This is a genomic window from Chloroflexus sp. (assembly GCF_034434295.1).
Taxonomy (GTDB): Bacteria; Chloroflexota; Chloroflexia; order Chloroflexales; family Chloroflexaceae; genus Chloroflexus.
Genome location: NZ_DAOTZQ010000112.1, coordinates 16949 through 28688 on the forward strand (window position 1 = coordinate 16949; position 11740 = coordinate 28688).

The window sequence follows — 11740 nt, forward strand, 5'->3', positions numbered from 1 at the left end:
CTTATGACGACAATTATGATAGTTGATGATTACGTGCCAAGCCACCGGCTAATGAGTTTTGTTCTCGAACAGTACGGTTATACAGTAATTACTGCTGTAGATGGTGTCCAGGCTCTACGTCACCTGGATTCGTATGCTGTTGATCTGGTAGTGACCGATTTGACGATGCCGCGAATGGACGGCATTGAGCTGGTACGTGAAATGCGCGCCAATGAACGTTTTAGTGGCATACCGGTCATTATCGTTACCGGTAGTGTTGAAGAGCAGGATGCAGTAAAAGCAGCCGGCGTTGGCGTCAACGCCTTCCTTACCAAACCAGTCGACTCAGACGATCTGATTCACGAAGTAGAGCGGCAACTCCGAGGCGATGCACTTCGGCGAATTGCATAAATGTGCTGACCCAAATGGTGAATCAACAAACGGATGCTTTGTCGCGCAGGTGACGGTCTCGTTAACTACGATCTACCCTCATTTCAGCAAAGTGTTAACTTGCAGCCGTACACTGCTGCCGTCAACGGCTGTTAGATCAGGCGGGCAGCAATGTTATGAATACGACAAACGTAGATGTCGTGATTTCAACGTATGGGCGAGGGGCAGCCATCGATGCCACCATTGCCAGTTTACGACGGAGCACCTATTCTCAATTCGTCCTGTGGGTACTTGATCAAAGTGAAGATGATCGAACCGAACAATGTGTGCGTTCCCACGCCGAGTCTGATGAGCGTATCCGGTATGTGCGGCGACCCGTGCGTGGGATTTCGGCAACCCGCAATGCTGGTGCAGCAATGGGGAATGCGCCGTACATTCTGTTTACGAATGACGACTGCGTGCTCGATCCGAACTGGATTGGCGCCCTGGTTGCCGAGCTACACGATCAGCAGACCTGGCTGGCTTTCGGGGCTGTCTTACCGGGACCGCATCAAGAGGGTGCCGATGAACTGGTACTGGGAACGTGCAATGGTTCCCGTCATGTCTTTCAGCACAATCGCTTCAATTTAGCGTTCGGTCATGGTCATAACATGGGTGCTCGCCGTGATGCCTTTGAACGACTCGGTGGCTTTGATGAACTGATCGGCGCCGGTGCACCGTTGGGGGCCTGGGAAGAGCGCGATCTGGGGTATCGAGCATTGAAGGAGGGCGGACGAATTATTTTCACACCAGAGGCAATCGCCTATCACCACCACTGGCAAAGCTGGCAAGGTGCACGACGTAGCTTTCGTGCCTACGGAATTGGCGCCGGTGCAGTTGCCAGCAAATACTTGCGTTGCGGCGATACAGGTGGTATTGTGATCCTGGCCGAATGGTTGTTTAGTCAGGGATTGCGCCAGATTGCTTCGGGAATTATTAAATGGCATCGCCGAGATAAAGTGCTGTTGGGGCTTGATCAGCTTTATTATCCTTTTGTTGGCTTGCGCAAAAGCCTGAATTATCAGATCGATCATACAACGTGTTGCTATATCGCACCAGATCGGGTGACGGGTGCTGACACATCACACAGGGGAGTTTTGCCGTGAGTAGCCATGCAACCTCGCCGGCACCGATCAGTGGTGCACGGCTGGCCCGTAACGCCAGCGCAATGATGGTAGCGCAATTGTTGACGTGGGCAATGGCGTTCCTGGTGGCCATTTTTCAACCTCGTATGCTAGGGCCACTGGCAATCGGTCAGCTCTCGATTGCTCTCTCGATCTGGATGATCGTCGGCGTGTTGATCACCTTTGGCATGGACACCTACCTCACAAAGGCGGTGGCCCGTGCCCCCCATCGCACCGGCACCCTGATAACAACCAGTCTGCTGATACGCACCGCTCTGTGGCTCATCGGTTGCCTGGCCGTCTTTGGCTATGATCTGGCCGCCGTTGCTGCCGATCCGACCCAGACGGCGCTGATCTGGATCATTGGCCTCATGACCCTCTTCTCAGTGTTGAGCGGTGGACTGATTGCAGCTCTGAACGGTCTTGAGCAGACACATTACGTATCGCTGGTGACGGTGGCGAGCAAGATTGTGCTGACGGTCGTCAGCCTTGGCTTGCTCTTTGCCGGCTTCAATGTAATCTGGATTGGCTGGGCCAATGTGCTGGCAGCACTGGTTGCTTTTCTCGGCGATGCATTTTTCCTCTTCCGCCAACATCGGCCGCAGTGGCGGGTTGATCTGCGAGCAGCGCAGCAGATGCTGCTCGACTCGAAACAATATCTGGTGACGGCACTAACGCTCATGGTGTATCAACAGATTGATCGGCTCTTCATCGCTATGTTTGCTTCGACCGAAGCGGTTGGCTGGTATGGTACTGCTGTCAATCTGTTCGGTACATTAATGTTCTTTCCGGTGGCAATTGGGACAGTGATCTTTCCAACCTTAACCCGCCGGTTTGCCGCCGGTCACGATCATCTGGCAATGGCAGCCCGCCCGATTTTCAACATTATGCTGGTATTGAGTATACCTATTGGCCTGGGGTTACTGGCACTGGCCGAACCGATTGCACTGTTACTTTACGGTGAAGCCTTTCGTCCAACCGGGGTGGTGCTGGCGGTGCTAGGGTTAGTCTTGATCTGTACCTACCTGAACACCGTCTTGAGCCAGTTACTCATTGCTGCCGAGCGTACTACCGCACTCAATGTAATCATGATCGCGGCAACAGTAGCGACGTTGCCGTTGGATTTTGTGCTGGTGCCCTGGACTGATCGGGTATTTGGGAACGGAGCTTTGGGCGGCGCACTGGCCTACACGGTGACTGAATTGGGCATTTTGATTGCCGCAATAAAGCTGCTGCCGAGAGGTACGCTCAATATCCAAAACTGGCGAGTAGGGTTACTCACGAGCCTGGCCGGACTAGGGATGGTGCTCTCGATCTGGTGGCTACGTGACTCGGCCTTCTTCTTCGTCGGTGTGCCATTAGGGGCAATCGTGTACGCAGGGCTGGTACTGGCACTGCGGGCATTACCCAACGAAGATATGACGATCGTCAAAGACGCGCTGAGCAAAGTGATTGAACGTATCCCCTTCCTGCGCAGAAAACTACGTGCGGCACAGACTGAGCCATGATCCGAAGCTCGCCTGGATAGGCTACGAGAGTATATGGACGATCAGGTGAGTGGCGCACAAGCAAACACCCGGTATCATCTCCGCGATACCGGGCAATTATTATTAACCCAGGGTGCTACCTTTGTCACCACAGAGGCACGGAGGACTCAGAGGATGGGTATAACCTGAGTTGCAGCCTTGAGGGGTGACGTAGCGCGTCGATAGGAACTGGATGCTCCCCACTTCGTTCAGGCAAGTACGTCCACGAAGGTAGGTGCGGGGTTGTGCGGTTTAGAACCTGTTTCAAAAACATCTCCTATGAAGGTATCTCATTCATTACCGACCGCCTCTATAATCGTGACGAGCACACCCGGCACCCGCGTGACCAGCCGGGTCAACGACGCGACACGTGCAGGATCGTGAGCACGGCCGGCGCGGCAGCATGGCTGCCGCATCCAAACGACGCCACATGCGGATGATGAGCGATCAAGGCAACCTATTCAGCGCGTGATGGCACCGGCGATGGTTATTAGAGCGCGATAGTACAGCTTTTTATGAAACAAGTTCTATTATCATGCCGCTTTGGGTTGAGCCTATGACACTCGCAACGATTGATATTATCGCCAGTGGCCCCTTGCTCACCATTCAAGATGGTGGACGGCTCACAGCCCGACGCTACGGCGTGCCACCGGGAGGGGCAATGGATCGATTCGCCCTGGCAGCGGCGAACCGCCTGGCCGGCAACCATCCAGACGCACCACTCCTCGAATTGACCGCTGGTGGGGTGAGCATACGCTTCAACAGTGCGATGCTGATAGCGTTGACCGGCGCCGATCTCCAGGCCCGGCTCAACGAGATGCCACTTGTGCCATGGCAAAGCGCGGTAGCCCCGGCAGGCAGCATCCTAAACCTGGGCGGGCGCCGGGGTAGCTGGGGTGGACGTGCTTATCTGGCGATAGCCGGCGATCTTGAAGCTGAATGGGCAGTTGGTAGTGCAGGTACCTGTCTTGCCGGTGGATTTGGCGGGTATCAGGGCCGTGCATTACGGGCTGGCGATCAGCTCAGGATACGAACCCGCACATTAAATGGTGAGAATAGGTACCGTTGGTGGCCGGTAGATCGGCGTCCGCCGTACTGTGCCCAACCCTGCCTGCGCGTCCTCCCTGGTCCCGAACGCGATCTCCTGCCAACGGCCTGGGAGGCGCTCCTTTCACAAGACTTTCAGATCGATCAGGCTGCCAGCCGCCAGGGGTATCGCCTGAGCGGAGCGACCCTGCCAGGTCATCACCTGTCACTACCCTCATTTGGCGTCGTGCCCGGTGTAATTCAATTACCACCTGATGGTCGCCCCATTTTGTTGATGGCCGATGCCCAAACGACCGGTGGTTACCCGGTAATTGCGGTAGTTATTGGTGCCGACCTGCCGCTGGCTGCACAACTCTTGCCAGGCGACCGGCTACGTTTTGCTGAAACCGACCTAACCACGGCCCAGGCAGCATGGGCCGAACAGGCCGCGTGGCTCGCCGCCGGTCCCGCCGATGACGAGGATAGCCGGCTGCTTGCCCAGGCCGGAGCATTGGGGCACCACTGGTGAATTGTATTTTTCAGTAGGGGCGGGTTTGGAACCTGCCCCTACTGACCCCTCGCCCCGCCAGCCAAGCGGCGACGCCGAACGGCGATATGCACGGTTTAACAGCCTATGTGCTACGCCATCATCGCAATCATCACATTACTGAGCACCAACACCAGAATAATACCAAGAGCCGACGGTGCTGCCCAGCGGCCAAGCCGGGTAAAGGGGCTACGAGCACCAATCAGCAGATGGGCAACGACAGCGGTAGTAAAACCAAGCAGTGGATGCAGAATGAAGGGGAAGGTGAGAAAATAGTTTACGCCAGCAAAAATGCCAACTAACCAGTAGATCAGGCCCAGTGTCACCTGAATATCGATCAACACCGGAAAGATGCGTGCCACCGGACTACGAGGTGCATTCGGGCGATAAGTGAAAGCAAGGTAGATAGCTGCGGCAACAATCAGCACCGACAACACCTCGCGACCGAAGATCGCGTGAATGGAACGAATGGTGGCGAAGATTGGATCCATAGCATTATGCTCCTTAGACGAAGGGCATCAGACACTGTCGTCTCTTCGACAGCGCTAACACATTCAGCGAATTCATCGTACAAATTATCACAAAGGTTGTCAAATCGGCTCGTTTTGTCGAATCCGATGGTAGAGGTCTTCTGTTTCGGGGAGAGGTTCTATCCCTAATTCCTCGCGCAACGCCTGTACACAGCGCGTATAAGAGCGTATCGCCTGTGACCGACTTCCAGCCCGCGCATGTGCTCGCATCAGCAGTTGATAGGCCTCTTCATAACCCCGGTCACGACGGAGCACCTGTTCAGCAATTTGAATGGCTTCGTTATGCCGTCCCTCAGCACTCAATTGTTCACCATACGCGACCGCAGTTGCCAGATACCGGGCCAGCAGCCGCTCGCGCTCTTCAATTGTCCAGGGATCGTACAACGCTTCGGCAAGATAGTCGCCGCGGTAGAGTTGTAGTGCGGCCTGTGCACTGCGACGAGCAAAATCCGGATCGGTACTTGTCAATGCGCCACTGGCCCGCAGCTCAAATTCATCCACATCGATCCACGCCCCAAAAGAAGGGGCAAAGCTGTACGCCAGCCCCTGCCGACGGATGAAGAAGGGGGGAACGCGGGGCGGACGATGCGGTTCGAGCGCAGCATTCAATGTATTCAGCGTCACCTTGAACTGGCGCTCAGCCGCTTCCAGATCGGCATCAGGCCAGAGCCAGGCACAAATCTGTTCACGTTGCACCCAATTGCCGCGCATGGTTAACAGAAGTTGGAAGAGCTGCTTCGCTTTTTCGCGTTGCCACTCACGGGCCTGAATTTCTTGATTACCGCGCCAGACCCGGAAAGCTCCCAGCATCTGAACCCGCAATGTGAATCCTGGATGATAGTCATCGACCGTATCATCAGCGGCAATGGAAGGAAATCCCTGACGGAGCAGGTGCATGGCGGTATCGCGATGTACCGGCATCGAGCGCGCCCGTAAGAGCAATGGTACCAGCGCTGCAATATCGCGTGGGCCAAAGAGGCTAGGGCCAATCAAGACACTTTCGTAACCGTATTCGACGGCCTCACGCATCACTTGATCAACAAGCTGATCAACCTCTGCTGTTCGTCCAGCCCGCAGTGCAGCCAGCGTGCGCCAGAGATGAACGAGAAACAGGCCAAACGTATCATGACCGATTTGAAAGCGTTTCTCGGCCTGATCAAGCCATTCGTAGCCGCGCCGATCATCGGCCATCAGAGTTACACTTCCCAGCGCGAGCAAGATGAGCGCAGCTACCCATTCATCACCAGCAGAGGCAGCCAGGAGCAAACCTTCGCGGGCATCAGCTTCAGCACGAGCCAAATCACCGGCGTGGCCATGCGACAAAGTCAGTCCCAGGTAACCCTCAGCCCGGGTACGTGGAACACTCACCTGTTGTAACAGGCGCAAGCCGCGGCTGTAATGCTGACGTGCAATCTGCTCGTCGCTACGGGCAATCACCTGATAGGCATGACCGAGGCGTAATTCAGCAATCGCTTCAGTCACCGGGTTATGGCTCTGTTGAGCTTCGCTGAGCATACGGTGCGCAAAGGCCAGGGCCTGGGGGCCAATGCCGAGGAGTGCATGAATCAATGCCAGCAACAGCAGCGGCTCACGATGGGCAGAGGCACGAACAAGGGGTCGTTCCATCCAAAGACGCTCTTCAAGCGATTGGCGAGCTTCACGCAACCGCCCGGATCGTAGCAGTAAGCGTGGTTGCAGGGATTCTACTCGTGCCTGATAGACATCCATTAATCTGTACGCCTGGGCCATCCTATAGGCAGCGCGTTCCAGGCGCTGCCCGACATCGGCACGGCCGCGGTTTGCCCAATTTTCGGCTTGCATCAATAGCAGCTCGATTCGCTCGGCACCAAACTGGCGCGGCAGTAGTTTCAGGGCACGACGCAGCAAATCGGTAGCCGGCGCCGGCTGTACCGTATCCAGATAGATCGCAGCCTGGCCACGCAGACAACGAGCCTGACCGAAATGATCATTCACAGCAGCGAAGGCGCGTTCAGCCCGTCGATACGCAGCCAGTGCCGCTTCCAGCCGATTCAATTGATGAAACGCTGCGGCTTGAATCTCGATCAATTCAGGCGACTCATCACCGGATAGGGCCAGACGTCGCATCCAATCTAACACCGCCTCGGCCCGCCGTTCAGCCAGGAGTTTGCGGGCAAGCGGTAGAAAGGTTGCCATTGCTGCCGGATCGCCAGCCGCAATCTGATGGTACAGTGCGCTTTCGTGATCGCCACGTTGCTGGAAGTAGATTGCCGCCTGGCGATGGAGATGGGGCCATTCTGGATCAGCAGCAGCTTTGCGGGCCAGCCATGCAGCGATGATGGATTGAAATTGCACTCCCCGTTCACCAAATGGCATAACAAACAGGCGACGACGTTGCAATTCGGCAATCAGTTGCGAAGCATTCAGTGATGGATCAAGAGCGCTACAGATACTGGCATCGATCCAGCGCAAACCAGCGCTACGTTGCAGACAACGACGCAGCAGCGGCGGCAACGGTGCAAACACCTCGCGTTCGAGATACTCATCTAACATGGGAGATGGTTGATCACGCAAACCAAGCGCACGCCGCCAATCGATGGCGTCGAGGGCAATGCGCAAAGCCAATGCCCATCCGCCACTAAGCGCAATCAGTTCATCGAGGTCGGCTGGCGCTGAACGACCTGCCTGATGCCAGAGTGCCATTGCCTCTTCAGGCTGAAAAGCAAGGTCAGCAGGTTCAATCAACAAGACTTCGCCGCGCAGCCGCGCCGTCGCAATCAACGGTGAAACCGGCTCACTTCTACCCGCCAGCACCAGATGGAGGCGAGGTGGCTGGGCACTGATCAAGCGCTCAATCAACGCACGCAGATCCGGGCGTTCATCGATCAGATGAGCATCATCGATGACCAGCAACGTCTCATCATCAAGTTCGCTGGTCAATACGTTGATCAGGGCATCGATCGTCGTGGGTGGATTGCCCGTATCGAAAGCAACAACCCGACCCAGTGCAGCAACCAGGTGTCGGAGCAAGCCAGCAGCGTCATCACTCGCATCAGCACGACACCATGCAGCCGGCCAGCCGCCATGGGTTGCCAGCATTGCCAGCGCCACCGTCTTCCCGCTACCGGGTGGTGCCACAACTATCGTAAGCGGCGCTTCGAGGGCAACCGCCAAACGTTGTTCGACACGGCTGCGCCGTATACGGTGCAACGGCGCCGGCGGTGGTAGCAGACGAGGTCGTAAGAGATATTCGTTATACTCACCTGTAACCGCTTGTGATACCATGATAGCGGCAGAGATCGTATATATTTAGCCTGATGCTTAATACGCCCTATTGTACACAAGGTCAGATACAATGTCGAACAACGAAGAACGCCATCGACCAGACAATGATCAATCGGCCACACCAGACATAACCGACCCAATGTTTCAATCGATTCGGGCGTGGAATGAACTCCTCGCTGCCAGTACGGATATGGCATTTGATTTAGTGTTGAAGCATTGGGACTACAGTCGTAGTCTGCGTCATTCGACTGAACAGGCCGTTGCCGACGCGATTCGCACCCAGCAACGCTTGAGCCAGGAGATGATGCAGGCGTGGCAGGGATACGTAGGTGATATTCAAACCATCATCCAGCGCATGCGGAAATAGAACGTAGCTCTGTCATCTGACAAATTTCGATGAGTCGGCGAGGGCGGAGGCATGGCTTCCGCCCTTCATGTGAACCGCTGCTTATGAGGAGTGCTACCTGAAAGAGCGCTCTGTTTCGCCACCCTCACAGTTTACATATACACACCGCCGTTAACATTGATCTGCTGACCGGTAATGTAATCACCATCGGCAGCCAGGAAGACCACGGCTTTAGCAATCTCTTCGGGTAGACCAAACCGTCCCATTGGAATACGAGCCTTGATCTGCTCCTGAATCTGCTCTGGAACCTTGGCCAGCATATCGGTCACCGTAAAGCCGGGTGCCAGCGCGTTCACTGTGATGTTATGCTTCGCCAGCTCAAGAGCTGCTGTTTTAGTGAAGGCGATGATACCACCCTTCGAGGCCGCATAGTTGGCCTGGCCAAAATTACCTGCCTGACCGACAAACGAGCTGATATTGATAATACGGCCATACTTCTGCTCAATCATCGTCTGCATCACGGCTGTCGTGCAGTAGTAGACGCTGTTGAGATTATTTTGAATAACGGTGCTCCAGTCCTCATCGGTCAGTTTGCGCAGGGTGCGGTCGCGGGTAATACCGGCGTTATTCACCAGAATATCAACTCGTCCCCAGCGATCAATCACTTCCTGCACCATACGGCGCGCCTCATCAGCCTGGCTCACATTTGCCCGTATCGGCATCGCTTCGCCACCATTGGCGACAATAGTATCTACCACTTCCTGTGCTGCAGCCTCACTACTATTGTAGTTGACAGCAACTTTGGCCCCCTCTGCGGCCAACGCCAGCGCAATTGCCCGTCCAATCCCCCGTGAAGCGCCGGTAACAATTGCAACCCGGCCGGTTAACTTGCCCATTCCTACCTCCAAAACGTGCGATTTTTGTTCCTGGAGCCGGCAACACCAACGCTGGCTGCCGGCTCGTAGCCTCACAATTGTAGCATACCTACATTCGCTCGAAGATCGCAGCAATACCCTGCCCACCACCGATACACATTGTGACCAGGGCATAACGGCCACCGGTGCGGTGTAACTCGTGAATTGCTTTGACGGTCAAAATACAGCCGGTGGCACCAATCGGGTGACCGAGAGAGATACCACTACCATTGGGGTTCGTGCGATCAGGCGGCAACTCCAGATCGCGGATCACAGCTAGCGCCTGCGCTGCAAACGCCTCGTTGACCTCAAAAAGATCAATATCACTGATGCGCAAACCGGTGCGCTCAAGTAACCGTCGTACAGCCGGTACCGGGCCAATCCCCATATACTTTGGCTCAACGGCTGCGTGGCTGTAACCGACCAGACGCGCCAGCGGCTTGTAACCGCGCCGCTCAGCGGTGGCCCGATCCATCAACACCACTGCTGCTGCTGCATCATTAATACTCGAAGCATTACCGGCCGTCACCGAACCATCCTTCAGAAACACTGGGCGGAGCTTAGCCAGCTTGTCGATGGTCGTATCGCGGCGCACTCCTTCATCGACCATGAATTGGGTGGTACCACCTTTGACCTTAATCTCTACCGGCACAATCTGATTAGCGAAACGCCCTTCGTCAATCGCCCGTGCTGCGCGCAAATGGCTCTCGTAAGCCAGTTGATCCTGATCTTCACGGCTGATTCCCCACTTTGCCGCCACGTTTTCGGCAGTCACCCCCATATGGCAATCGTCAAACGGGTCGGTCAGGGCCCCAACCATCATATCGACGACCTTTGTATCATTCATGCGGGCACCGAAACGCATGGCCGGCAAGCTGTACGGCCCACGGCTCATACATTCGGCACCGCCGGCAACGGCTGCTTCAACATCGCCTTGCAAAATGTATTGAGCCGCCGACACGATAGCCTGTAATCCGCTTCCACAGAGCCGGTTGAGGGTGAGCGCCGGAGTCTCCACCGACAAACCGCCGCGTACCGCTGCATAGCGAGCCAGATACATATCGTGCGGTTCCGTATTGATCACATGCCCGAAGACCACGTGACCGATTTCATCCGGTTGCACACCAGACCGGGCAATCGCTTCACGAGTGACCAGCGCCGCCAATTCGGTTGGCGGGAAATCTTTCAAACTACCACCAAATGTGCCAATGGCCGTGCGCACGCCGCTGAGCACCACGACCTCTCGCTTCTCGCTCATGACGACCTCCTTGCGACGGATCGCCGGGCGACTCCGCCGGTTACTTGCCGAACTTCAAGGAACACATACAATTATATCAGGACTAGCAACAAAGAACCGGTTGATGAAGAGCTGTCAACTTTCATCGTGCGCAACCACGCCCGATTATTGCGATTTCGGCGGGGAGTAACCCGACTGTAACTTCATGTGGTATATTTCACACACTTCATACAACAGATTTCCTCATCAACCCAGCAGGAGGTCGGGCATGGTTCAACGCAGCGCAGCGATGAGCAACGTAGCGCTAAAGGACAATCGACAGGTCACCATTCGGGCACTCGTGGAAAGTGACCGGGCAGCGCTGACGGAGTTTGGCTTAAGTCTTCCCAAAGATGATCTCCTCTATCTGGAAGAAGATTTTACCAACCCCGAAATTATTACCCGCCTGGTGAATGCCTCTTTCGCCGAAAACTGGCGGCAGATGGTTGCGATTGCCGATGATGGCTCAATCGCTGCCTACGCATCAGCACGCCGGGTACCGGGCTGGTCGAACCATGTTGCCGAACTTCGCCTGCTCGTCAAACCGGGATGGCGACGCTGTGGCCTTGGCATGCAGATGGCGCAAGCCATTGTTGAAGCAGCGCGTGATTTAGGTGCGCAAAAGGTGACAGTAGCGATGCTGGCGGCGTTGAAAGCCGGTCAGGCCATCTTCTCGCGGCTGGGATTCGCAGTTGAAGGCCAATTGACACGCCACGCCATTGATCGCAACGGTGACCTGCACGATGTGGTGATTATGTCGGCGTTTTTGAAGGTGTGAT

Annotated in this window: 10 protein-coding genes; 6 read left to right on the top strand and 4 right to left on the bottom strand. The window is 55.6% G+C overall.

From position 1 onward, the window contains the following. Positions 1–3 precede the first annotated feature (3 nt). From VAE57_RS15525 to VAE57_RS15540, 4 genes are all read left to right on the top strand, one after another. Complete coding sequence (locus VAE57_RS15525; RefSeq protein ID WP_322822769.1) at positions 4–390, top strand: response regulator; 387 nt, start codon at positions 4–6, stop codon at positions 388–390. A 155-nt stretch (positions 391–545) separates the two neighbouring features. Beyond that, positions 546–1514 carry a glycosyltransferase family 2 protein gene (locus VAE57_RS15530; protein ID WP_322822770.1) on the top strand — a complete coding sequence of 323 codons (969 nt, stop codon included), beginning with the start codon at positions 546–548 and terminating at the stop codon, positions 1512–1514. Next, entirely contained in the window at positions 1511–3040 is a 1530-nt protein-coding gene (locus VAE57_RS15535; protein ID WP_322822771.1) for a flippase, read from the top strand. Before VAE57_RS15530 ends, VAE57_RS15535 begins: the two co-directional genes overlap by 4 nt. Before the next feature lie 574 nt (positions 3041–3614). Then, on the top strand, positions 3615–4613 hold the full coding sequence (locus VAE57_RS15540; RefSeq protein ID WP_322822772.1) for a biotin-dependent carboxyltransferase family protein: 999 nt from the start codon (positions 3615–3617) through the stop codon (positions 4611–4613). 110 nt (positions 4614–4723) lie between these two features. Here VAE57_RS15540 and VAE57_RS15545 read toward each other — a convergent pair whose 3' ends face one another. Together VAE57_RS15545 and VAE57_RS15550 are read right to left on the bottom strand one after the other, a co-directional pair. Continuing rightward, a complete protein-coding gene (locus tag VAE57_RS15545) occupies positions 4724–5122 on the bottom strand; it encodes a hypothetical protein (RefSeq protein ID WP_322822773.1) in 399 nt (132 codons plus the stop codon). Between the two features lie 99 nt (positions 5123–5221). Beyond that, complete coding sequence (locus VAE57_RS15550; protein WP_322822774.1) at positions 5222–8425, bottom strand: BTAD domain-containing putative transcriptional regulator; 3204 nt, start codon at positions 8423–8425, stop codon at positions 5222–5224. A 70-nt stretch (positions 8426–8495) separates the two neighbouring features. Between VAE57_RS15550 and VAE57_RS15555 the strand changes: the two genes are divergently transcribed. After that, positions 8496–8792, top strand: a complete 297-nt coding sequence (locus VAE57_RS15555; protein ID WP_322822775.1) for a hypothetical protein — start codon at positions 8496–8498, stop codon at positions 8790–8792. Between the two features lie 131 nt (positions 8793–8923). Here the strand turns inward: VAE57_RS15555 and fabG are convergent, their stop codons facing one another. Both fabG and VAE57_RS15565 read right to left on the bottom strand, forming a co-directional pair. Further along, entirely contained in the window at positions 8924–9667 is a 744-nt protein-coding gene (fabG, locus tag VAE57_RS15560; protein WP_322822776.1) for a 3-oxoacyl-[acyl-carrier-protein] reductase, read from the bottom strand. Between the two features lie 88 nt (positions 9668–9755). Further along, positions 9756–10943 (bottom strand): acetyl-CoA C-acyltransferase family protein, encoded by a 1188-nt coding sequence (locus VAE57_RS15565; protein ID WP_322822777.1) that lies wholly within the window; start codon positions 10941–10943, stop codon positions 9756–9758. A gap of 247 nt (positions 10944–11190) precedes the next feature. Here VAE57_RS15565 and VAE57_RS15570 point away from each other — a divergent pair, with 247 nt between their 5' ends. After that, positions 11191–11739: a GNAT family N-acetyltransferase gene (locus VAE57_RS15570; protein ID WP_012257344.1), complete on the top strand. Its 549-nt coding sequence runs from the start codon at positions 11191–11193 to the stop codon at positions 11737–11739. Position 11740: the final 1 nt, after the last annotated feature.

What these genes read in the sequence shown, in the direction of transcription:
- VAE57_RS15525 (WP_322822769.1), top strand. Translation starts at nt 4, where the DNA reads ATGACGACAATTATGATAGTTGATGATTACGTGCCAAGCCACCGGCTA.
- VAE57_RS15530 (WP_322822770.1), top strand. Translation starts at nt 546, where the DNA reads ATGAATACGACAAACGTAGATGTCGTGATTTCAACGTATGGGCGAGGG.
- VAE57_RS15540 (WP_322822772.1), top strand. Translation starts at nt 3,615, where the DNA reads ATGACACTCGCAACGATTGATATTATCGCCAGTGGCCCCTTGCTCACC.
- VAE57_RS15545 (WP_322822773.1), bottom strand. Translation starts at nt 5,122, where the DNA reads ATGGATCCAATCTTCGCCACCATTCGTTCCATTCACGCGATCTTCGGT.
- VAE57_RS15550 (WP_322822774.1), bottom strand. Translation starts at nt 8,425, where the DNA reads ATGGTATCACAAGCGGTTACAGGTGAGTATAACGAATATCTCTTACGA.
- VAE57_RS15555 (WP_322822775.1), top strand. Translation starts at nt 8,496, where the DNA reads ATGTCGAACAACGAAGAACGCCATCGACCAGACAATGATCAATCGGCC.
- fabG (WP_322822776.1), bottom strand. Translation starts at nt 9,667, where the DNA reads ATGGGCAAGTTAACCGGCCGGGTTGCAATTGTTACCGGCGCTTCACGG.
- VAE57_RS15565 (WP_322822777.1), bottom strand. Translation starts at nt 10,943, where the DNA reads ATGAGCGAGAAGCGAGAGGTCGTGGTGCTCAGCGGCGTGCGCACGGCC.
- VAE57_RS15570 (WP_012257344.1), top strand. Translation starts at nt 11,191, where the DNA reads ATGGTTCAACGCAGCGCAGCGATGAGCAACGTAGCGCTAAAGGACAAT.